Origin of the sequence: Microlunatus soli, assembly GCF_900105385.1 — a bacterium.
Lineage (GTDB): Bacteria > Actinomycetota > Actinomycetes > Propionibacteriales > Propionibacteriaceae > Microlunatus > Microlunatus soli.
On sequence record NZ_LT629772.1, the window covers coordinates 2,150,004 to 2,172,634 of the forward strand.

The 22,631-nt window shown below is 67.2% G+C and carries 21 protein-coding genes; 11 read left to right on the forward strand and 10 right to left on the reverse strand.

The genetic code is table 11. The features are described 5' to 3' along the window. The first annotated feature begins 1 nt into the window (after position 1). Positions 2-241, forward strand: a complete 240-nt coding sequence (locus BLU38_RS32325) for a TetR family transcriptional regulator (protein WP_157683346.1) — start codon at positions 2-4, stop codon at positions 239-241. On the opposite strand, the gene BLU38_RS10045 is transcribed toward BLU38_RS32325, so the two are convergent. From BLU38_RS10045 to BLU38_RS10075, 7 genes are all read right to left on the reverse strand, one after another. Further along, a complete protein-coding gene (locus tag BLU38_RS10045; protein ID WP_091523826.1) occupies positions 142-1,833 on the reverse strand; it encodes a DUF885 domain-containing protein in 1,692 nt (563 codons plus the stop codon). The genes BLU38_RS32325 and BLU38_RS10045 overlap by 100 nt on opposite strands. After that, positions 1,830-3,368: a S10 family peptidase gene (locus BLU38_RS10050; RefSeq protein WP_091523829.1), complete on the reverse strand. Its 1,539-nt coding sequence runs from the start codon at positions 3,366-3,368 to the stop codon at positions 1,830-1,832. Before BLU38_RS10050 ends, BLU38_RS10045 begins: the two co-directional genes overlap by 4 nt. A 64-nt stretch (positions 3,369-3,432) precedes the next feature. Then, positions 3,433-4,311, reverse strand: coding sequence for an ATP-binding cassette domain-containing protein (locus BLU38_RS10055; RefSeq protein ID WP_091523832.1), 879 nt, complete (start codon positions 4,309-4,311; stop codon positions 3,433-3,435). After that, entirely contained in the window at positions 4,308-5,168 is an 861-nt protein-coding gene (locus tag BLU38_RS10060; RefSeq protein ID WP_091523835.1) for an ABC transporter ATP-binding protein, read from the reverse strand. The genes BLU38_RS10055 and BLU38_RS10060 overlap by 4 nt, the downstream gene beginning before the upstream one ends. A 3-nt stretch (positions 5,169-5,171) precedes the next feature. Next, entirely contained in the window at positions 5,172-6,167 is a 996-nt protein-coding gene (locus BLU38_RS10065) for an ABC transporter permease (protein ID WP_091523839.1), read from the reverse strand. Next, positions 6,164-7,120 carry an ABC transporter permease gene (locus BLU38_RS10070; RefSeq protein WP_091523842.1) on the reverse strand — a complete coding sequence of 319 codons (957 nt, stop codon included), beginning with the start codon at positions 7,118-7,120 and terminating at the stop codon, positions 6,164-6,166. Before BLU38_RS10070 ends, BLU38_RS10065 begins: the two co-directional genes overlap by 4 nt. Positions 7,121-7,124: 4 nt before the next feature. After that, positions 7,125-8,876, reverse strand: coding sequence for an ABC transporter substrate-binding protein (locus BLU38_RS10075; RefSeq protein WP_197680061.1), 1,752 nt, complete (start codon positions 8,874-8,876; stop codon positions 7,125-7,127). Positions 8,877-9,162: 286 nt separating this feature from the next. On the opposite strand from BLU38_RS10075, the gene BLU38_RS10080 reads away from it, so the two are divergent. From BLU38_RS10080 to BLU38_RS10110, 7 genes are all read left to right on the forward strand, one after another. Further along, positions 9,163-9,825 (forward strand): GntR family transcriptional regulator, encoded by a 663-nt coding sequence (locus BLU38_RS10080; RefSeq protein ID WP_091523846.1) that lies wholly within the window; start codon positions 9,163-9,165, stop codon positions 9,823-9,825. A gap of 62 nt (positions 9,826-9,887) precedes the next feature. Continuing rightward, on the forward strand, positions 9,888-11,081 hold the full coding sequence (locus BLU38_RS10085; protein WP_231920264.1) for an NAD(P)/FAD-dependent oxidoreductase: 1,194 nt from the start codon (positions 9,888-9,890) through the stop codon (positions 11,079-11,081). Next, positions 11,078-11,380, forward strand: coding sequence for a (2Fe-2S)-binding protein (locus BLU38_RS10090; protein WP_091523852.1), 303 nt, complete (start codon positions 11,078-11,080; stop codon positions 11,378-11,380). Before BLU38_RS10085 ends, BLU38_RS10090 begins: the two co-directional genes overlap by 4 nt. After that, on the forward strand, positions 11,377-12,837 hold the full coding sequence (locus BLU38_RS10095) for an FAD/NAD(P)-dependent oxidoreductase (protein WP_197680062.1): 1,461 nt from the start codon (positions 11,377-11,379) through the stop codon (positions 12,835-12,837). The genes BLU38_RS10090 and BLU38_RS10095 overlap by 4 nt, the downstream gene beginning before the upstream one ends. After that, positions 12,834-13,784 (forward strand): dihydrodipicolinate synthase family protein, encoded by a 951-nt coding sequence (locus BLU38_RS10100; protein WP_091523856.1) that lies wholly within the window; start codon positions 12,834-12,836, stop codon positions 13,782-13,784. Before BLU38_RS10095 ends, BLU38_RS10100 begins: the two co-directional genes overlap by 4 nt. 19 nt (positions 13,785-13,803) lie before the next feature. Further along, positions 13,804-14,805 carry a proline racemase family protein gene (locus tag BLU38_RS10105; RefSeq protein WP_091523860.1) on the forward strand — a complete coding sequence of 334 codons (1,002 nt, stop codon included), beginning with the start codon at positions 13,804-13,806 and terminating at the stop codon, positions 14,803-14,805. Between the two features lie 150 nt (positions 14,806-14,955). Beyond that, positions 14,956-16,557 (forward strand): APC family permease, encoded by a 1,602-nt coding sequence (locus BLU38_RS10110; protein ID WP_091523864.1) that lies wholly within the window; start codon positions 14,956-14,958, stop codon positions 16,555-16,557. On the opposite strand, the gene BLU38_RS10115 is transcribed toward BLU38_RS10110, so the two are convergent. From BLU38_RS10115 to BLU38_RS10125, 3 genes are read right to left on the reverse strand one after another with little or no spacing between them, the layout of a single operon-like run. Beyond that, complete coding sequence (locus BLU38_RS10115) at positions 16,558-17,130, reverse strand: YbhB/YbcL family Raf kinase inhibitor-like protein (RefSeq protein ID WP_091523868.1); 573 nt, start codon at positions 17,128-17,130, stop codon at positions 16,558-16,560. Next, the gene (locus BLU38_RS10120) at positions 17,127-17,990 is read right to left on the reverse strand and encodes an EamA family transporter (protein ID WP_231920265.1); all 864 of its coding nucleotides are present in this window, start codon (positions 17,988-17,990) and stop codon (positions 17,127-17,129) included. The genes BLU38_RS10115 and BLU38_RS10120 overlap by 4 nt, the downstream gene beginning before the upstream one ends. 59 nt (positions 17,991-18,049) lie before the next feature. Next, positions 18,050-18,991 carry an AraC family transcriptional regulator gene (locus BLU38_RS10125; protein WP_091523871.1) on the reverse strand — a complete coding sequence of 314 codons (942 nt, stop codon included), beginning with the start codon at positions 18,989-18,991 and terminating at the stop codon, positions 18,050-18,052. Between the two features lie 73 nt (positions 18,992-19,064). On the opposite strand from BLU38_RS10125, the gene BLU38_RS10130 reads away from it, so the two are divergent. The 3 genes from BLU38_RS10130 to BLU38_RS10140 all read left to right on the forward strand — a co-directional run bounded on the left by BLU38_RS10130 (position 19,065) and on the right by BLU38_RS10140 (position 22,624). After that, positions 19,065-19,826, forward strand: a complete 762-nt coding sequence (locus BLU38_RS10130; RefSeq protein WP_091523875.1) for an SDR family NAD(P)-dependent oxidoreductase — start codon at positions 19,065-19,067, stop codon at positions 19,824-19,826. After that, positions 19,820-21,130, forward strand: a complete 1,311-nt coding sequence (locus BLU38_RS10135) for a M24 family metallopeptidase (RefSeq protein WP_091523878.1) — start codon at positions 19,820-19,822, stop codon at positions 21,128-21,130. The genes BLU38_RS10130 and BLU38_RS10135 overlap by 7 nt, the downstream gene beginning before the upstream one ends. A gap of 219 nt (positions 21,131-21,349) precedes the next feature. Then, positions 21,350-22,624 (forward strand): metal-dependent hydrolase family protein, encoded by a 1,275-nt coding sequence (locus tag BLU38_RS10140; RefSeq protein WP_091523881.1) that lies wholly within the window; start codon positions 21,350-21,352, stop codon positions 22,622-22,624. The last annotated feature ends 7 nt before the right edge of the window (positions 22,625-22,631 follow it).

The window sequence follows — 22,631 nt, forward strand, 5'->3', positions numbered from 1 at the left end:
GATGAGCGAGTCCGTCGGTGTCAGCCACGCCACGCTGGTCCGTCACTTCGGCAGCAAGGAGAAGTTGATCGCCGAGATCGACCCCGACGACCCGGACCTCCTGCGTACGGTGCGGCGGCAGACAACCTCCCCCAGACAGGCTCAGGAATCGTCGAACGGAGACCGCCCTCCGGACGCGATGAAGTCGTCGATCGCATGCTCCAGGACCGGCAACGGGACGCTCCCGAGGGACAGCACCTGATCATGGAAATTCGGCAGCGCGAAACGGTCCCCCAGCGTTCGCTCGGCCCGCTGCCGCAACTCCATGATCTTCTGCATGCCGAGGTAGTACGCAGTCGCCTGGCCCGGCCAGGCGATGTAACGGTCGACCTCGGTGACGATCTCGTGCTCGCTGATCGCCGTGTTGTCCCGCAGGTAGGCCTGAGCCTCGTCCCGCGACCAACCGAGGGCGTGCATGCCCGGATCGATCACCAGCCGGACCGCTCGCCACATCTGGTAGCTCAGCATCCCCATCATCTCGAACGGCGTGTCATACATCCCCATCTCGACGCCGAGCCGTTCGGTGTACAGCGCCCAGCCCTCGCCGAAGGCGGAGATGTACTCCTTGCGCCGGAAGTCCGGCAGGTCGGTCATCTCCAACGCGAACGGGATCTGGAAGGCATGGCCGGGCGCCGCTTCGTGCAACGTCAGCGCCGGGATCGAGTAGAGCGGCCGGGCCGGAAGGTTGTAGGTGTTCAGGATGTAGCGATGCGGCCCGCCCCGTCCGAAGGTGTAGAAGGGCGCCAGGTCCGGCGGCGGCTCCTCGATGCCGAATCGCATCCGGGGCAGCCGCCCGAAGTAGTGATGCGCGATGCCGTCGAACTTCTTGGCCTGCCAGGCGGCGAACTGCAGCAAGGCGGTCGCCGTCGTCGCGTAGAAGCTCGGATCGGTGCGCATGTGGCGCAACATCGCGTCGGCGTCCAGGAAGCCTGCACCGGCAGCGATCTCGGCCATCTCTGCACGGATCGCCGCCACGGCGTCAAGGCCGACCTGATGGATCTGCTGAGCGGTCAGCTCGGTCGTCGCATACTCACGGAGCAGGGCGGCGTACCAAGCCTCCCCGTCCGGTTGCTGGTGGGCAGCCAGCGCCGTCGGCAACGCCGGGAAGTATTCGTCGATGAAGAAGTCCAGCAGTGATCGATATGCGGGCATCACCTCCTGTTCGATCACCTGGCCGCCGGTCTTGATCAACGCTTCATGATCAGCAGCGGCCGGCAACGTGTCGAAGGGTGCGAAGAAGGCGCAGTCGGTCGCCGACGATGCCTCGGCGACGGACCGGATCGTCGCCTCCCGCCCGACCATCGAGATCTGCGCCGGACCGAATCCGCGTCGTACGCCGGCCCGCATGTTCTCGATCTGCTGCTGGATGTAACGCGGAATCTGCCGAAGCCAGGCGGTGTAGGCCTCGGCCTCCTCGGCCGACCCGAGACGGCGTCGCGCCTGACCGGTCAGCTCCATCCAGAAGGCGGAGTCGGCGTTGGCCGGGCGCTCGTACATCCGGAACCGCTGTTGATCGACCAGGGTGCGGATCTGATAGCGGTAGACGTCGAAGTCCGCCGCCTGTCGTCCGGTGAGCAGTGATCGATCGATCCGGTCCAGCCGGTCCAGCACCTGCTGCCAGTAGTCCTGTCGACGTCGTTGAGCTTGCGGTCCGACGTCGGGCAATCGTGGATCGAGCGGCTCCTCCAGCGCCGACATCGATTGGTCGCCCAGTTCCACGGCCCGCCAGACCGCCTCCTCGGTGTAGATCGAACCGAACTGCTGGTAGGCGGTATCAGCATCCTGCGCGGTCATCGCTGCACACTCCCCGGGACGTTGGCGATCACGAAGTCGGCGATGTCCCGCGACTGCGCGATCCGGGATTCCTCATGGACATACGTCATGTGGCCTGCCGGATAGTAGCGGCGGACGACACGATCGGTGATCTCGGTCGGTACGTCCAGATGATCAAGAACATACTCCGAGGCGGAGAACGGTGTCGCGCCGTCGTAGTAGCCGAAGCCGACGTAGACGCCCATGTCCGGGTTGGCCCGCAGCGCCGCGCTGAGCTCTTCGGTGGCGGTGACACCGCGTCCCTCGAATTCCCTGTACGACCATGGCTGCACCCGACCGGAGAGGATCTCGTAGGCCAGGTCGGAGGTGAATCCCAGCTCACCACGGACGTAGGCGTTGAAGGCAGCTGTGTAGGGGAAGAAGATGAACATGTGCGACGGATCGACCTCTTGGACCTCATTGTTGAGATCGGCAGGGGCCATCGTGAATCTGGTGTCCAACCGGCCGGTGTCGAGCCCGCGGTCGCGGAGCAGTTCGGCGAAGAAGCGCCGGTGCTCGATCCGGAATCGGGCCCGTCGGATGTAGCCGGCGTCCAGCCCGATCAGCTCCGACATGTCCTCGGCCAGGGCCTGTTGATCTTCCTCCGACAGTCGCGACCCCAGTGCCAGCGACGAAGCATAGGTCGTGGCGGCGAAGTCCCGAGCACGCTCGATCCGTTGCTCCACCTCGTCGGTACCGAGCCCTTGGTGGTAGGCGGCGGTGGCGGCGTAGGTCGGCAGGTAGTGCAGATAGGGAAGATCGTTTCCGCGGGTGAAACGGATCGTTGCGAAGTCGAGCACCGCGGAGATCAGGATGATGCCGTTCAGAGCGATGCCGTGCCGAGCCACCAGATGGCCGGCCAGTGATGCAGCGCGCGTCGTGCCGTACGACTCGCCGGCCAGGAATTTGGGTGACAGCCAGCGTTGATGCCGTCCGAGCCAGATCCTGATCACTTCACCGACCAGGTCGCGGTCCCGGGTGTAGCCGTGATACTCGGTCGGCGATCCACCCACCACCGCCCGGGTGTAGCCGGTGGTCATCGGGTCGATGAAGACCAGATCGGCGTAGCGCAGCAGGGATTCGGGATTGTCGACCAGACCGTACGGCGCCGGTTGCGGATCGTCGACGTCGCCGGACAGCACGCGTCGCGGACCGAAGATGCCCAGGTGCAGCCAGACCGAGCTCGACCCCGGTCCGCCGTTGAAGGCGAAGACGACCGGCCGGTCGGTCCCGGCGTCCTTGGCCAGATACGACGTCACGAAGACCTCGGCCTTCGGCTTGACGCCGGCGAACTTCTCCTCCTCGACGGTCTCCTCACCGACCACCATCGTCCCGGTGATCGCCTGATACTCCATCGCCCAGTCGGGACCGGTCAGTGTGTGATCGGTGCTGATCAGGTGATCGGTCGGGTCGGCCGCTCCGGCGCGATCGGTGCTGTCCGGCGCCTCCCGCCGTTCGGTCCGGTCGTCGGCGGGAGTCTGGCTGCTGGCGGGGTCTGCACCACGTTGGGTGGACACTGCTACATCCTTTCCTGATCGGGGTTTTGGGCGTCAATGCGATCGGACGGGAACGGCAGGAGCTTCAGCCGAACTCGATCCGGGGAACTGCACTCAGCAGTGTCCTGGTGTAGTCGTCCTGCGGGTCGGTGAAGATCTGCTCCCGGGTACCGAGTTCGACCAGCCCACCGCGCTGCATCACCGCAACCCGGTGCGCGATCTGCCGGACGACGGCGAGGTCGTGGGTGATGAACACGTAGCTGAAGCCTTCGTCGGCCTGCAGGTCCTTGAGCAGATCGATCACCTGCGCCTGCACCGAGACGTCCAATGCCGAGACCGCCTCGTCGCAGATCACGATCTTCGGTCGGACCGAGATCGCGCGCGCGATCCCGATCCGCTGTGCCTGTCCGCCGGAGAACTGTGCCGGATGTCGGGACGCGTGATCGGGATTCAGCCCGACCCGCTCCATCAGCTGCTGGGCATAGGCCCGATGGTTGCCGCCGGCCGGGGCCGGCAGTCGCTGGTAACGCAACGGTGCGGTGATGATGTCCGCGGCGGTGTGCCGGGGATTGAGCGAGGAGTAGGGGTCCTGGAAGACGACCTGGACCGCCCGCCGGAAGGACTGCAGGGCAGCGCCGGAGGCCTTCGTGACGTCGACCCCGTCCAACTCGACGGTGCCGGACGTCGGCTCGATCAGCCGAGCGATCATCCGGGCTGTCGTCGACTTGCCGCTGCCCGACTCCCCTACCAGGGCGAGGGTTTCACCGCGGAGCAGGTCGAAGCTCACTCCGTCCACGGCACGGAAGCGGGACTTCTGTCTGATCAGCACGCCGCCGCCCCGGGTGTCGAACTCCTTGGTCAAATCCAGGGCGGTGAGGATCGGCTGCGCCCCTGGACGCAACCCGGCGTCGCTGTCCGGCAGCCCGGCGGCCGCATCGACGGTGCGCGGTGTCGACGACGTCATCTCCGATCTGCCCCCGTTCGCGGTGCCGGCAGCTCCGGGAAGTCGTCATCGATCCGCGGTGTCGCGGCGAGCAACATCCGGGTGTAGTCGGTCTGCGGAACCGTGAAGATCTGCTCCGCGGTGCCCGATTCGACCTGCCGCCCGTCCTTCATCACCACGATGTCATCGGCGATGCCGCTGATCACCGCCAGGTCGTGGGTGATGAAGAGCATCCCGGCACCGGTGTCACGTTGCAGGTCGGTCAGCAATTGCAGGATCTGCGCCTGGACGGTGACATCCAGCGCTGTCGTCGGCTCGTCGGCGATGATCAGCTCCGGCTCGCAACACAACGCCATCGCGATCATGATGCGTTGCCGCATCCCGCCGGAGAACTGATGCGGGTAGTGATCGATCCGGTGTTCGGCGTCGGCGATGTGGACCCGCTCCATCGCCTCCATTGCGATCTTCCGGGCGGCCGCCATCGAGCCGCCGCGGTGGGCCAGGTAGGCCTCGGCGATCTGCAGTCCCACGGTGTAGTAGGGATTCAGCGAGGACAACGGGTCCTGGAAGACCATGGCCATCACCTCGCCGCGGAGTCCGCGGAGCTCGCCGTCGGTCAGTCCGATCAGTTCCCGATCATGCAGCCGGATCGACCCGGTCACCGCAGCACCGGGCGGCAGTAGGCCCATGATCGCCAACGAGGTCATCGATTTGCCGGATCCGGACTCCCCGACCAGGCCGACAGTCCGACCGCGATCGATGCCGAAGCCGACATCGTCGACGACGGCGGTCGAGCCGAAGGTCACCTGCAGCCCGTCGATCGCCAGCAACCGCTCGCCGGTTGCCGCTGCTCCGGATGATCCTGCCGGCGTTGCCATCGCTCACACCGCCTTGATCCGGACCCGTGGGTCCAGGAACTGATAGGCCAGATCGACGATGATGTTGGAGATCACCACGAAGAACGCGGCCAGCAGGGTAACTGCCATGATCACCGGCTGGTCGTTCTTCCCGATCGCGTCGTAGGCGAGTTTGCCGACCCCGCTCAGGCCGAACACGGTCTCGGTGATCAGCGCGCCACCGAGCAGCGTCGCGATGTCCATTCCGAAGATCGTCACGACCGGTGTCAGCGCCGGACGCAGTGCATGCCGGCGCAGGATCAGTCCGGGTGGCAGCCCCTTGGCGCGCGCTGTCCGCAGGAAGTTCTCCGACAGCGTGTCGAGCACGTTGGCCCGGGTCAAGCGGGCATACATCGAGGCATACATCAGCGCCAGCACCATCCACGGCATGATGTAGGTCTGGAACCAGTGCAGCGGGTCGTCGAAGAAGTGCGCTTCGGACGGGAACGGCAGCACCTTCAGCTTGACCACCAGCACATACTGCAGGACCAGAGCGACGAAGTAGTTCGGCAACGAGATGCCGCCGAGGGCGAACATCATCGCTCCCCGATCCCACCAGGTCCCCTGTTTGATCGCACTGACCAGTCCGGCGACGACTCCGCTCAGCAGCCAGAGCAGTGCCGCACCCAGCGCGACGGTGACCGAGACCGGGATCCGGTCGGCGATCAGATCGGTCACCGCGGCACGATTCTGGAAGCTGTAGCCCAGACAGGGGGCGTCGCAGCGGATCAAACCGGCGCCGCTGCCGTAGTCGCGCCCGACGAAGATCCCGGCGACGAAGGTGAGGAACTGCACGGCGAACGGGCGGTCCAGTCCGAGCTGGGTCCGGATGTTGTCGATCGTCTCCGGGGTGCAGGTCTGCCCGCAGATCAGCACCGCCGGATCAGGGGACAGCTTGAAGAAGATCACGAAGGTGAAGAACACCACCGCCAGCAGCGTCACCGCCGCGAGCCCGACCCGGCGCACCAGGTAGCCGATCATGACAACCCTCCACGCGGGTCGAGGATGCGCTGCAGTTGATCACCGATCAGTGTGAAGGAGAGTACGGTGAGGAACAGGAACAGACCCGGGATCATGAAGTACGCGGGGTCGACGGTGTACCAGCTGACAGCCTTGGCGATCATCTGCCCCCAGGACGGCGTCGGCGGGGTCAGACCGATGCCCAGGAAGGACAGTCCGGCCTCGGTGCCGATGTAGGACGGCACCGCCAACGTGCTCATCACGATGATCGTTCCGGTCAGATTCGGCAGCAGCTCGGTGAAGATCACCCGCAGTCTGCTGCCGCCGGAGGCGATCGCCGCCTCGACGAACTCGCGCTTGCTCAGCGACATCGTCTGGCCGCGGATCACCCGGGCGATGTAGGGCCAGCCGAAGACGCTCAACACACCGACCAGCAACAGCGGCCGGTTGCTGTCCGGCAGTGCCGACAGCAGGGCGATCATGAAGATCAACGCGGGGAACGCCATCAGAAAGTCCATCAGCCGCGACACGATCTGATCGGCACGGCCACCGAAGAAGCCGGCGACCATCCCCAGCACGGTGCCGAAGACGGTGGTCAGCACGGTCGCCGACAGCGCGATCGCCATCGATGCCCGAGCGCCATGCACGATCCGGGCGAAGATGTCTCGCCCGTTCTGCGGTTCGACCCCGAACCAGTGCTCGGCGCTGATCCCGCCGAACGGTCCCTTGGGTAGGCCACCGGTGTTGGCGTCGATCGCGGCCTGATCGAAGACGTACGGGTCGTGGCCGCTGACGGCGGTGATCAACGGGGCGAAGATCGCCATCAGGATCACCATCGTCAGGAACCCGAAGCACACCGCCACCGACGGCTTGCTGATCAGCCGTCGGAAGATCCCGGTGCCGCCGGTGCCGCCGGTGCCGCTCGCCGGAGCAGCAGAGCCCCGCTCGGCGACCAGTTGCCCCGGGGTGCTCATCGGCTCATCCCTGCGGATCCTTCAGTCCGACCGAGGTGTAGTCGATGTAACCGGTCTGCGCAGCGTGGGCGAACGCGCCGCCGACGTTGCTGCCCACCATCTGCAGCGGTGTCTCCCGGACCAGCGGTACCACCGGTGCCTTCTCCATGATCTCCCGATTGAGCTTGGCGTACTCGGCGTCCTGCTTGTCCAGATCGGAGATCTGAGCGATCTCGTCGATCCGCTTGTTGATCGTCGGATCGTCGAACTGGGAGATGTCCTGATTGCCCTTCGAGGTGATCGTCCGACCGTCGAAAAGCGTTGTCAGCAAGGGCTGCCCGGACAACCAGGCCGAACACCATCCGGTGATCGCCAGATCGTTCTGCTTGGCGGGTTGGCCGAGCACGTCGTAGAAGGTGGAGGCGTCGATGACGTTGAGCTTGACGTCGATGCCGACCTTCTTCAGCGACGCCTGCGCGGCCTCGGCCTGCGCCTGCCACTTGGGGATTGACCGGACGTCCATCGTCACCGAGAAGCCGTCCGGGTGTCCGGCATCGGCCAGCAGCTTCTTGGCCTTGGCCACGTCCCCGGCCTTGTCCTTGCTGGGATAGAGATCGAAATCGACGCGGCCCGGCACCTTCGGGGTCAGCATGTCGGTGGCGGGGGTGGCCATCATCGGGCCGCCGGTCGCGGTCACCACGCTCTTCTTGTCGATGGCGTAGTTGATCGCCTGTCGCACCGTGAGATCGTCCAACGGTTTCTTGGTGGTGTTCATCGCCATGTACATCGTGCAGGCCGGGATGTCGTGCACCGTGCGCTGCTTCAACTCCGGTGTCTGGATCCGGGACAGCGACGGCGCCAGCAACGGGTTGGTGCTCGACGCCATCGCGTTCTTGTCGTCCCCCTCGTCGGAGATCATCCGCTGATCGATGGTGTTCTGATCGACGTTGAACAAGAAGTTGTAGCCGTCCGGGTAGGCCTTGCGAACCGGGTCGCCCTCGGCCGTCCACTTCGGGTTGCGTTCCAACGCCAGGCTCGTCCCCCGGGCGTAGGACTTGATCTGGTACGGCCCGGACGCGATCGGCTTCTGCCCGATCTGCTGCGGCGTCTTCACCGCGTCGGCGGGGAACGGGACGAAGGGTCCGGTCGACACCACGTTGGGAAAGGCTGCCAGCGGACGGTTCAAGTGGAAGACGACGGTCTTGTCGTCCGGTGTCTCGATCGACTTCAGCCCGTCCGGATCGCTGAAGACGCCCTTGTACTTCGCGGCTCCGTCGACGAAGAGCTTGCCGTATTGATTGCCGATCGACAGGGTCGGGTCCAGCGACCGCTCGAAGCCGAACTTCACGTCCTCGGAGGTGATCGGCGACCCGTCGGCGAAGTAGATGTCGTCCCGCAGGGTGAAGGTCCAGACCTTCGCGTTGTCGCTCGGCTCCCCGGTCGTGGTCGCCAGGTCCGGGACCACCTTCGTGCCACCGTCGCCCGGCTCGTTGGCGTACGTGGTGAGGGTGCGGTAGATCAGCCGATAGAAGTTGTTGACGTTGCCGTCGTTGCCGACCGCCGGGTCCAGCGAGGCAAGATCAACATTGCCCAGCACGGTCACCGTGCCGCCCTTCTGCGGCGTGCCGGTGGTCGCTGCGAAGCCGTTCGCGTCGGTCTGCACCTCGCCGCCACCGCCGGCGGATCCGCCGCCACCACAGCCGGACGCCGCACCGGTCAAGATCATCGCGGCGGCCAGCAGCGGGATCCCGGAGCCTTTTCGCTTCGTTGCTCTCATCAGTCGCCACTCCTGATCGTTGAGGTCACGACGGTCGGCGGATCGGCCGGTGCGATGTCTCGGTTGCTGATCGAACACGTCGCAATCGGCACCATGTGCCATGTGATATTGCAGACTAGCGAGCACGACCGGCGCGACACCAGGGGTCGAAGCGACGTAATCAATCCTTAACGAAGTTCGGAGCTTGCACCGACTCGCCGGTACAGCACCGCCGGCACGGAGATAATCACCCCAGCGGCGATCGATCGGCCAGCACCAGCGACGGGATCTGTGAGGACGAAGCGAGATGACACCAATCGGCAAACTGCGGCAGGCCTCCAGCCTGCGGCAACAGGTGGAAGAGGAGATTGCGGCGGCGATCGTGTCCGGCGAGATGGCCCCCGGGGAACTCGTCTCCGCACCCACCCTGGCCGCTCGTTTCGAGGTGTCGGCAACCCCGGTGCGGGAGGCGATGCTCAACCTGGAGAAGCGGGGGTTCGTGGCCGCCGTCCGCAACAAAGGGTTCCGGGTCACCGAGGTGGACCAGGACGCCCTGACCCGACTCGCCCAGGTGCGACATCTGCTCGAACCGGAGGCGATGGCACTGCTGGCGCCGCGCTTCACTCCCGAGATGGCCACCCGCGCCCGGGCGGTCGCCGACGACATCGTGGCCGGCGCAGCGGGTGAGGACCTGGCGAAGTACCTGACGGCCGACCGCGCCTTCCATCTGTTGCTACTGGAGTTCCTCGGCAACGGCTATCTGGTCGAGATCGTCGCCGATCTCCGGGAACGCACCCGGCTGGTCGGGCTCACCGACCTGCTGCATACCCGGCGGCTCGAGGCCTCCGCCGCCGAACATCATCAACTCGTCGACGCCCTCGAAGCGCACGACGCCGACGCCGCCCGGGATCTGATGCATCGACACATCGGTCACGTCACGGGGTGGTGGTCCGGCGCCGAAGAGCGTTAGAGTGACCGCGATGTGTGACATATTACTAATCCGTGGCGCCTCACCCGGGCCGGTCTGATCCGGTGAGATCGGGCGAGGTGCAGACCGACGCGATCGTCGTCGGCGCCGGCATCGTCGGCGCCGCGTGCGGCTATGCCCTCGCCCGTTCCGGCTTGGCCGTGACCGTCCTGGAAGCCGCGGCAGCCGCCAGCGGCACCAGCGGGCAGGGCGAGGGCAATCTGCTGATCTCGGACAAGGAGCCGGGACCGGAGTTGGCACTGGCCCGCTACTCGCTGGGGTTGTGGGACGCCCTGGAGGAAACCCTCCGCGACCGGCTGCCACCCGGGCTCGGCCCGATCGAGTACGAACGCAAGGGCGGCCTGGTCGTCGCCACCACCGACGCCGGTGTCCGACCACTGCTGCGGTTCGCCGCGAGTCAGCGGGCGGCCGGTGTCGACGCCCGACCGATCGATCATGAACACGCTCTGGCCCTGGAGCCGGCGCTCAACCCCGCCGTGACCGCCGCCGTGCACTATCCCGAGGACGCGCAGGTGCAGCCGGTGATCGCCACCGAGACGTTGCTGGCGGCGGCTCGCAGCCACGGCGGCCGGACGCTCTTCGGGCAGCGTGTCACCGGCCCGATCCGCGATGCCGGCGGCAGACTGGTCGGCGTCCGAACCGCCACCGGCGAGCATCGCGCCGGCCATGTCGTGTTGGCCTGCGGCCCCTGGTCGGGCGCGGTGGCCGATCGGTTCGGAGCCCGGATTCCGGTCGGGCCCCGACGTGGCGTCATCCTGGTCACCTCCCGGATGCCGCATCGCATCTTCGGCAAGGTGTACGACGCCGACTACGTCGGGGCCGTGGGTTCGGATGATCAAGATCTGCAGACCTCCAGCGTGATCGAGTCCACCGCAGCCGGCAATGTGCTGGTCGGATCATCACGTCGGCGCAGCGGCTTCGATCAGAGCTTCGACCTCGAGGCGATCGCCGAGATCGCCGCCAAGGCGATCCGGATCTTTCCCTTCCTGGCAACGGCTTCGGTGATTCGCAGCTACGGCGGCTTCAGACCGTTCATGCCCGATCACCTGCCGGCGATCGGGCCCGATCCGCGGGTCAAGGGGCTCTGGCACGCGACCGGACACGAGGGCGCGGGCATCGGACTCAGCCTCGGCACCGCCGAAATGATCACCGACCTGATCACGGGTCGTGAACCGCACCTCGACGCAGCCCCGTTCGATCCGGGCCGTCCGGCCCTGCAGGAGGTGACGTCGGGATGACTGCACCGGTGCCCGGTCAGCAGATCACGCTGCGAGTCGACGGGGTCGAGATCACGGCCCGCGACGGGCAGAGCATCGCCGCGGCGATGATGGCCGACGGCCGGGCCTCGTGGCGCACGACCGCCGCCGGACGCCGACCCCGCGGCCTGTTCTGCGGTATCGGCGTCTGTTTCGACTGCCTGGTCACGGTCAACGGGGCCCGCGACGTCCGGGCCTGTCAACGTCCGGCGATCGACGGCGACCTGATCGAGTTCCAGGACGAGGAGCTGCCGGGCCCGGTCGCGAGGGACCTACGGTGACGGCCGGCCGGCAGAGCTCGACACGACGCCGAGTGATCATCATCGGCGCCGGACCGGCCGGGTTGGCTGCTGCCGATGCCGCCCTGCGCCGTGCTGCAGCGATCGTGCTGATCGATTCCGCGCCGCGGCTCGGTGGCCAGTTCTGGCGGCATCCGTCGCCGACACTGGACGCCGACGAGTCCCTGCAGCACAACTGGTCCCGCTTCACCGATCTACGGTCCTCGATCCGCGACAACCCGGCGGCCGAGGTGATCACCGAGGGCCAGGTCTGGGCGATCGACCGCGAACCGGGACGACGGACTCCGCGGATCCAGCTGGCGACCGGACCTGTGGATGGCCCGGGTCGAGAGCTGAGCAGCCTCACCGGCGATGCCGTGGTGCTCGCCACCGGAGCGCACGATCGCACACTTCCCTTCCCTGGTTGGGATCTTCCGGGTGTGGTCACCGGTGGTGCGGCGCAGGCGATCGCCAAGGCCGATCGGATCAGTGTCGGTGGCCGCGACCGGGCCCGGGTGGTGGTGGCCGGTGCCGGCCCCTTCCTGCTCCCCGTCGCGACCTCGTTGGCGGCAGTCGGGGCTCGAGTCCTCGGCGTGTACGAGGCTGCGACGATCCGCAGGATGTCTCGCGGTTGGCTGCCCCGAGCGCCATGGTTGGCCGGCAAGTCACCGGAACTGACCGGTTACCTCGCCCGGCTCGCCCGGCACCGGATCCCCTACCACCCCGGCCACGCGGTGCTCCGAGCCGACGGTGACGATCGAGTCCGTCGGATCACGATCGCCCGGGTGGACGACGATTGGCGACCGGTTGCCGGCACCGAACGACAGCTGGAGGTCGACGCTGTCTGCGTCAGCCACGGGTTCACACCCCGGGTCGAGCTGCCGATCGCTGCCGGCTGTCGACTCACCCCGGAACGCTTCGTCCAGGTCGATGCCGGGCAACGCACATCAGTGGACGACGTGTACGCCGCCGGTGAGATCACCCGGATCGGTGGCGCCGATGCCGCCCTGGTCGAGGGCGGCATCGCCGGCCACCTTGCCGCCGGCGGTGCCATCAACGACGCCGAACTCGGCGGTCTGTTCGCAGCCAAGCGCCGCCTGGATCGCCTCGCCGACAGCGTCGACGACGCGCACGGGATCGGCACCGGCTGGACCGACTGGCTGACCGACGAGACGCTCATCTGCCGCTGCGAAGAGGTCACCAACGGCCGTGTCCGCAGCGCACTGGAGGCGACCGGCTCGCGCGGTCTGCGAGCGGTCAAGCTGAGCACCCGCGCCGGTCTGGGTCCGTGCCAGGGCCGGATCTGCGGACGGACCCTTGAACAGCTGATCTCGGCCGGCGGACCGTTGACCGACGATGCGGTCATCGACCGACGACCGATCGCGACACCGATCCGATTCGGTGAGCTCGCCCGGCTCACCGATGATCAAGAAATCGACAACCAAGGAAGTGACCAGTGACCAAGACAGCTCCCCGCGACCCGAATCTCGGTGGTGTGGTCGTCGCCACCGCCCTGCCCTACCGCGAGGACACCTCGGCGCCGGCCGGACTCGCCGTCGACCATGATCGCTTCGCCGAACACTGCAGCTGGCTGCTGGACAACGGCTGCCACGGCGTCGGTCCGAACGGATCTCTCGGCGAATACTCCTCGCTCACCGACGACGAACGCCGGCGGGTGATCAAGACCGCGGTCGCCGCCGTCGATGACCGCGGCATCGTGATCGCCGGCGTCCATGCGCCGGGCTCGCATCTCGCCAGACACTGGGCCGAACTCGCCGCTGAGGACGGTGCCGACGCCGTGCTCTGTCTGCCGCCGACGATGTATCGCGCCAGCCACCGACAGATCGTCGAGCACTACACCGAGGTCGCCTCGGTCGGACTGCCGGTGATGATCTACAACAACCCGATCGACACCAAGGTCGACCTGGTCCCCGAGCTGGTCGCCGAGATCAGCCAGATCGACAATGTCGTTGCGGTGAAGGAATTCTCCGGCGACGTCCGGCGCGCGTTCCGGATCGCCGAGCTCTGCGACATCGATGTCATCGCCGGTGCCGACGACGTCCTGTTCGAGCTGCTGGTGGACGGTGCGGTGGGCTGGTTCGCCGGCTTCCCGAACGCGTTCCCCGCCGAGTCGGTCGAGCTGTACGAGCTGGTCCGGGCCGGTCGGATCGACGAGGCCCGAGAGCTCTACCGCAACCTGGTGGCAGTGTTCCGCTGGGACTCGCGGACCGAGTTCGTGCAGGCGATCAAGCTCAGCATGGACATGATCGGTCGCTACGGCGGTCCGTGCCGGCCGCCCCGCGGCGCCCTGACCGCCGAGCACGAGGCCCAGGTGCGGGCCGAGACCGAGCATGCGATCAAGGTGCTCGCCGACCGGACACCGACCGATCTGAGTCCCGTCAAGTGACCTCGCAGGAAGTGCTGGCATGAGAGCGTCCAAGATCATCCAGGCCATCGACACCCACACCGAAGGAATGCCGACCCGGGTCGTCACCGGCGGCGTCGGCACCATCCCCGGTGCGACGGCCAACGAGCGCCGGTTGCATTTCATGGAGCACCTTGATCATCTGCGGCACTTCCTGATGGACGAGCCGCGCGGGCACCCGGCTATGAGCGGCGCGATCCTGCAGCCGTCGACCCGGCCGGATGCCGACTGGGGTGTGGTCTACATCGAGGTCTCCGGCTGCCTGCCGATGTGCGGTCACGGCACCATCGGCGTGGCCACCGCGCTGGTCGAGGCCGGCATGGTGCCGGTGACCGAACCGGTGACCACCATCAGGCTGGACACCCCGGCCGGCCTGGTGGTGGCCCGGGTCGCGGTCTCCGACGGACACGCCGATGCGGTGACCATCGAGAACGTTCCGTCCTTCTGCGAACGGCTGGACGCCACGGTCGACGTCCCCGGTTACGGCGTCGTGCCCTACTCATTGGCCTTCGGTGGCAACTACTATGCGATGGTCGATCTGGACGCCGTCGGGCTGCCCTTCGATCGGGCAAGATCCGACGACATCCTGGCCTGCGGACTGGCGATCATGGAGGCGATCAACGGCACCGCCCCGCCCAAGCATCCGGAGATCTCCGGTGTCGACCACTGCCACCACGTCGAGTTCATCGCGCCCGGTTCGAACGCCGTACACTCCCGGCACGCGATGGCGATCCATCCTGGCTGGTTCGACCGATCCCCTTGTGGCACAGGAACCTCGGCACGAATGGCCGAGCTGTGGGCGCGCGGTGAGCTGGCCCTGGACACCGACTTCGACAACGAGTCCTTCATCGGCGGCCACTTCACCGGTCGGCTGATCGGCGAGACGGCGGTGGGCGACCGCAAGGCGGTGATCCCGACGATCACCGGACGGGCCTGGGTCAGCGGGCTGAACCAGTATCTGCTGGACCCCAGCGACCCCTTCCCCACCGGCTTCATCTTCTGAACGATGGCAGGTGCCGATTCTCGGCCGCCGCAGCGCACCTCGTGACCACAACCTCACACACCACGGCTTCACAGCACCACCGATTCACCGCAGCACGGCAACACAGCAACACGGCAACACGGCAACACGGCAACACGGCAAGGAGCGACGATGCCCCAAGCAGGTTTCAAACGGCAGGTCTCGATGCTGGATCTGACCTTCGTCGGATTCGGCGCGATCTTCGGCTCCGGATGGCTTCTCGCGGCCGGCAAGGTGTCCGGCCTCGCCGGACCGGCGGGCTGGGTGTCCTGGGTGATCGGCGGCGTCGCCGTGTTGCTGCTCGGTCTGGTGTATGCCGAGCTCGGGGCGGCCGTACCCCGGGCGGGCGGGATCATCCGCTACCCGCTCTACTCGCACGGCCCACTACTCGGCTACCTGATGGGGTTCATCACGCTGATCGCATTCTCCAGCCTGATCGCAGTCGAGGTCGAGGCGGCACGGGAGTATGCCGCGTCCTGGTGGCCGGCGCTGACCAGACCGGACTCGACGTCTCCGACCGTGCTCGGCTGGTTCTTCCAGGTGGCGCTGTTGGTGATCTTCTTCCTGCTGAACTTCTGGACCGTGCGCACCTTCGCCAAGTCCAACACGGTGATCACGATCTTCAAGTTCGTGGTGCCGCTGGTGACCGTGGTCGCGCTGTTCACCGTCTTCAAGCCGGACAACTTCAGCTCGCACGGTTTCGCGCCGTTCGGAGCCGGCGGGATCCAGGAAGCGGTCGCCGGCGGCGGTGTGATCTTCGCCTACCTCGGCCTGCAACCGATCGTCAGTATGGCCAGTGAGGCCAAGTCTCCGCAGCGGACGATCCCGGTCGCGTTGATCTTGTCGGTGCTGCTGTCCACCATCGTCTACGTCGTGCTCCAGGTCGTCTTCATCGGCGCGCTGCCGGCCGACGGGCTCGCCGACGGATGGGCCGCGGTGCCGGACAAGTTCAGTCTGCCGTTCAAGGACATCGCGCTCGCGGCCGGGATGGGGTGGCTGGTCGTCTTCATCGTGATCGACGCGATGATCTCCCCGTCCGGTACCGGCAACATCTACATGAACTCCACCAGCCGGGTCGTCTACGGCTGGGCGCGCAACCGGACCCTGTTCGGGGTGTTCGCCAAGATCGACGAACGCTCCGGAATCCCGCGACCGGCGCTGTGGTTGACCCTGGTGCTGGCGGTCTTCTGGACCCTGCCGTTCCCGTCCTGGGATGTCTTGGTGAACGGCGTTTCCGGGGCACTGATCCTGTCCTACGCGATCGCGCCGATCTCGGCCGCGGCGTTCCGGCGCCGGTTGCCCGATCTGCATCGTCCGTTCCGGCTCCGCGCGTTTGCGGTGATCGCTCCCGCGTCGTTCGTGATCGCATCGTTCATCGTCTACTGGACCGGTTGGAGCACGATCTGGTGGCTGATCGGATCTCAGGTGCTCCTCTTCTGCCTGTACCTGCTGTTCCGCCGCAGGGTGCCGACCGACCAGGTGCCCTTCGGTCAGCAGATCCGTTCCTCGGTCTGGCTGATCGCCTACTACATCGCGATGTTGATCATCTCAGCACTCGGCGGGTACGGCGGCCTGGACCTGCTGCCCGCACCACTGGACCTGATCCTGGTCGGCGTGGCCGCGCTCGGCGGCTACCTGTGGTCGCTGCGCAGCGCACTGCCGGTCACCGAACTCGACGAGGACGTCGTACAGGACGACACCGACGAAGTCCCCTCGGCCCGCACCCGACAGTGATCACAACGTCGTACGGGTTCCCTCCAGCACCCCGCCGGCCAGCACGTGTCCGTCGACCACGGCGGGAAGTTGATCAACCTTCCGTAACCGGTCGATCTTGACCGTGCTGTCCAGTGCGTACAGGTGGAAGCGATAGCGGTGGGTGCCGTGCCCGGGGATCGGACTCGGCCCGAAATAGCGTGGGCGACCCGGACGGTGATGCAGATAGGCGATCCGGCGGTTGCCGGCGGTCAACGCACCCTCGGACAGCTCCGTCCCGTCCGGCGCGAAGCTGGCGACGGTGTGGATCCCGGGGGCACGAGTAGGCGTGTCGACGTCCTCGATGATCAACAACAGCGCCTCGGTGCCGGCCGGCAGCTCACTCCACTGCAGCTGCGGTGAGATGTCGTCACCGATCCCGAAGCCGCAGTGCCGGTCGGGGATCACCTCGCCGTCGGCGAACGCGGTCGAGGTGAGCTCGATGTGTTGGTCGGTGTGGAACGCCGGCGTCCGGGTGACGCTCAACGCCTCGTCCGGGCGGCGGTCCTTCAGTGCACGTCCCAGCGGCGCGACCAAGCGCTGCAGCAGACTCATGACGGGCTCCTTCGACGCAACAGACTGGTGGTTCCGACACTGGCAGCGACGATACAGCCGACCGCCAGCCACTGCGTCGGACGGAGGAACTCGCCGATGATGATCATCGCTGCCAGCGCCGCAGCTGCGGGCTCCAAGCTCATCAGGATCCCGAAGACACCGGCCGGGATCCGGCGCAGTGCGTTCAACTCCAAGCTGTAGGGAATGACCGAGGACATCAGTCCAACCAACACGCCGGCGATCAGCAGATCCGGCTGCAGCAGCCTGCTGCCGGCGGCCATGATCGCCGGTACTGCCAATCCGATCGCTCCGACCGAGCCGGCCACTGCCAGCCCCGAGATGCCGGGCCAGCGACGACCGGTCTCCCGGCTGAGCAGGATGTAGGCGGCCCAACTCGCTGCCGCCAGCAGGGCGAACAGCACACCACCGAGCGTCAGCCCGTGTGGGGTGAAACCGAGCAGTGCGACACCGACGCCCGCCAACAGCACCAGCAGCACGTCCCGCGGCTTGCGCGAGCCGACGATGGCGACCGCCAACGGTCCGAGGAATTCGATGGTGACCGCAACCCCCAACGGGATCCGCGCCATCGCCTGATAGATCGAGAAGTTCATCACCGCCAGCGCACAACCGAAGCCGACCGCCACCACCATGTCCCGGCGGGTCCGGCCGCGAAACCGGGGCCGTGCGATCGCCAGCAGGATGACCGCCGTGGTGACCAGCCGCAGCCAGACGAACGCCGTCGGCGGCAACCGGCCGAACATCCCCTTGGCTGTGGCCGCACCGAGCTGCAGTGAGATGATCCCGGCGATGATCAACAACGGTGCCGGCACCCGCCGAAGGACTCCCGCCAGCCATCTCACCCGATCACCGTAACGACCGCCCCGGCACGGAGTATCCCGAGGGATACGAGCATGTCGGACTACCCGGCCGCCGGCTGTTGGCGGATCCGACGGCGGTAGCGCAGCGGCGACTCCCCCACCTCGCGCTTGAAGGCCGTACTGAAGGCACTTTCGGAGGCATAGCCCAACTCCGACGCCAGCGATCCGACCCCGACATCGCCGTGCCGCAGCGCGCGCTGCGCCAGCAGCATCCGCCACCGACTGAGATAGGTCAGCGGCGGGACTCCCGCGACCGTGCGGAAGCGCTCGGCGAAGGAGGTCCGCGACATTCCCGCAGCCCGGGCCAGGTCCTCAAGCCCAGCCGGTCTCCCGGGCTCGCCGTGGATGATACTGAGGGCCGGCCGCAGTCGTTCGTCGCTGAGCAGCAGCAGCCATCCCGGAGGCAGATCGGTCTGCTCGACGTAGGCCCGCAGAACCTCCAGCAGCAGGAGCTGACCGTACTGTCGGATCGCGAAGGCCGAGCCCATCCTGCTGGCGGTCACCTCGTCGAACAACCGGTCCAGACTGTCCCGCAGGCCGGCCGCGGCTGCGGCCCGGACGTGCGCTACCGGCGGTAGTGCCTGCAGCAGCAGGGTCCGGCCGGCGTCGTTGAGATCGACCCGGCCGCCGACGATCACGTCGTCGAGGGTGCGGTCGGCGGCGACCAGTCGGGTGGAGGAGAAGTCCGCCTCCGGCATCACCTCGGGGCGCGCGGCGGTGACTGACCCGTCGACCGCCGTCCGGTCGACAAGCTCCACCCAGTGCCGATCGTTCAGAATGGCGACGTCACCGGTCTCGAGGTCGATCGGCGAGTCGAGGCCGTCGGTGAGCAGCCGGGCCCGACCGCAGACAACGGCGACGAACTTCAGCGCGTCCTCGATCGGCGCGTGCGAGACCCACGGACCACGCGCCGCGAACCCGCCGGACAGCAGACTGCGGACCTCGATGAGGTCGAACACCTCGGACAACTCGTCACGCGCCATCTCTGTACTATCGCGCAAAAAGGGTGGACTTCCAAGTATTCAGAGTTCAGGATGCGCGGCACAGACTGGTGCCATGAGCCAATCAGCAAGCATCCCCGAGACGACCACCACAACTGTTCTGATCACCGGCGCCAACAAGGGCCTGGGCTACGAGACGGCGCGCCGGCTGGGCGACCTCGGCTGGCGGGTCTTCCTTGCCGCACGGGACGAGACCCGCGGACAGGAAGCCACCGACAAGCTCGCGGCAGCCGGTACGGACGCGATCTTCGTCCCGCTGGACGTCACCTCCGAGGAGTCGGTCGACGCGGCGGTCAGGCTCGTCGAGCAGCACACCGACCGACTGGACGTCCTGATCAACAATGCCGGCATCACCGGTGAGCAGGTCGGGCCGATGGACAAGGTGATCACGCCGGAAGAAACGCTGGCCGAGCACCTCGCTCCGGTCTTCGACGTCAACGTCCTCGGCCCGGTCCGGGTCACCCACGCCTTCCTGCCCTTGCTGCGTGCAGCATCCGACCCGCGGGTGGTGATGGTCTCCAGCGGCGCCGGGTCGCTGAGCCACGCGACCAACCCGGAGCGCGGCGAGTCCGCGGTGGCGCACCTGATGTATCCCACCTCCAAGTCGGCCCTGAACATGCTCACCGTCCAGTACGCCCACGGCATCCCCGACGTCCGCTTCAACCTGGCAGACCCCGGATTCACCTCCACCGACCTCAACCACAACCAGGGCACCCAGACCGTCACCGAAGGTACCGATGCCATCGTCGAGTTCGCCACCGCCTCCCCCGGCCCGACCGGGCAGTACCGGGACCGGCACGGAGTCGTGCCGTGGTGACGACCGATTCGGTCCCCGCGCAGGAGACCGGCATCGGGCTCGGTGAGGTACCGACCCTCTCCACAGCCGAGCGTGATCGGCGTTGGGAACTGGCGCGGACGTTCATGGCCGACGAGGGTTTGGACGCCTTGCTGATCTTCGGCGAACATGAGGACGCCGGACCGGCGCCGTTCAGCTTCGACACCTGGTTCACCAACGGCAGAGCCGGGACGACCGTCGTCCTTCCTCGCAACGGCGACCCGATCTCGCTGTTCCCGATGGAGATGTTCAGCAAGGATCATCTCGAAGCGAGCAGCAGAGGCGACACGATCTGGATCCCGCCGCAGAACATTCGGGCCGCCCGTGACTCCGGTGCGATCGTCGGCACGCTGCGCGAGCTCGGGTTGGCGAAGGCAACGGTCGGTGTTGTCGGTCTGGAGCCCTATCCCCCGTGGCACCCCGAGGGCATCGTGCCCTACCGACTGTGGAGCGCCGTCCTGGCAGCGCTTCCCGCGGCCCGGTTCAGGCCGGTGGCGATGGCGCTGGCCCGGCTGATGATGCCGTTGAGCGCCGAGGAGATCGCCGTCGTCCGCCGGTCCGCGAGTATCGGCGACGCGATGGCGCGGGCGATGGTCGACACCGCTGCGGCCGGCGTCGCCGAGAGCGAGGTCTACGCGGCGGGAATGGCGACCGGGTACGCGCACGGCACGACCCCGGCGGCGATGCACTTCTGGTCCGGGCCGGACCCGCTCGCCTCCGGGCTGCCGCAGTGGAGCTACCGGCCGCAGCCGCCCCGGAGGCTGGCCGACGGTGATCTGATCTCCGCCGAAGTGTTCAGCAACGTCGGCGGCCGGCACACCCAACACCAGGTCAGCATCACGATCGGCGAACCACACCCGGATCTGCAGCGTGCCGCGGCCGTTGCGCGCGCCGGCTACGACGCCGGTCTGGAAGCATTGCGTCCCGGTCGGACCTTCGGCGACGCCGTCGACGCCATCCGCAGACCGTACGCCGCCGCCGACGGCTGGGAGTTCGGCCCCGCGATCCACACCCTGAACCCGATGATCGCCGCGAGCGGCTTCCCCGCCGAAGCCAGCAGGCGGCTGGCCGGAGCGGCCGACTATCCGCCGGAACGCGATCACCCGACGATGGCGAGCGACCTGGAGTTGCGGCCCGGCATGACATTCGCGCTGGAGCCCAACTATGTCGTCGGGCGACAGTTGGCCTACCTCGGCGGGACGATCATCATCGGTACGGACGAGCCGATCGAGCTCAACCCTTTCACCGCACAACTGCTCCGAGCCGCCGGGCGCGCGAGGAGCTGACCTAGGAGTTCGCTGAACAATTCGCTCGGCTGCGCGCCACGCTGCACGCACACGGGCGGCGCCGCGCCCGCTCGACGGGTCCCGGCCCGCCTTCACTCCCGCGACGTGCCCGTACACGCACATCGCGGCGCTCGCGACGAGCCAATTGTTCAGCACACTCCTCGGCATTGCCGACGGGCTAGCGGCTACGGTCCCCCGGTCGCGGTTAGATTGATGATCATGTCCACCTCAGCCGAGTCCACGATCAACGCCTACAACGACAGCTGCCCCGTCGTCGACTCCGATCTGACCGTGATCAATGCGGTGATCATCGACGGGCTCGGCAACGAGCCGATCCGCGGCGGCGTCCGGATCCGGGACGGGCGGATCGTCGAGGTCGGGCCGGATGTGTCGGGCGGGTCGACATCAACAGGTTCCTCGGGTGCCGCCGGCGGTCCGGTGCTGGACGCGGCGGGCGGCAGTGTTCTTCCGGGCTTGATCGACGCGCACTGTCACGCGTTCGCGACCTATCTGACCGGCAGCGCAGGCATCCCGCTGACCTATGTCGGCATCCACGGCTCACGACGGTTGACCGCAGCGCTGCGTCGCGGCTTCACCACCGTACGAGATCCGGCCGGCGGCGATCCGGCGTTCGCCCGGGCCGGCCGGGAGGGCCTGTTCGCCGCACCGCGCTACCTCTACACCGGCGAACCGCTGAGTCAGACCGGAGGTCATGGCGACCCACGCCCGCCGGAGAGCTCTGCGTGTTTGCACACCTCGGAGGTCGTCGACGGCGTCGACGCCGTCCGGACTGCTGCCCGGGAGCGCTTCCGGCAGGGTGCGCACGCGATCAAGATCATGACCTCCGGTGGGGTGATCTCGCCGTCCGACCCGATCGCGGTGCCGCAGTACTCCGCAGACGAGATCCGCGCCGTCGTCGACGAAGCGACCCGCCGCGGCAGCTACGTGATCGCGCATTCCTACTCCGCGGCGTCGGTCCGGCACTCGGTGATCAACGGCGTCCGCAGCATCGAACACGGCAACCTGATCGACGCCACGACCGCCGAGCTGATGGCCGACCACGACGCCTTCCTGGTGCCGACCCTGGCCGCCTACGACGCGATGAGCAGACGTGCCGCAGCCCTCGGCCTGCCGGAGGTGTCGATGATCAAGAACGCCGAGGTGCTCGATGCCGGCCAACAGGCGATCGAGCTCGCCCGCGCCGCCGGGGTGCAGGTCGGATTCGGTTCGGACCTGATGGGTGATCTGGAGGACGAGCAGCTGAACGGTCTGCGGCTGCAGGCCGAAGTGCTCGGCCTGATCGACACCGTCCGCTGCGCCACCTCGACCAACGCCGACCTGATCCAGCGTCCGGATCTGGGCCGGATCGCTGTGGACTGTGTCGGTGACCTGTTGATCATGGAAGCCGACCTGACCGACGATCCGGACGCCCTCTGGGACGACCGCCGACCTCGTACGGTGGTCCGGTCGGGGCAGGTCGTGTTCGGCTCCTGACGCGACG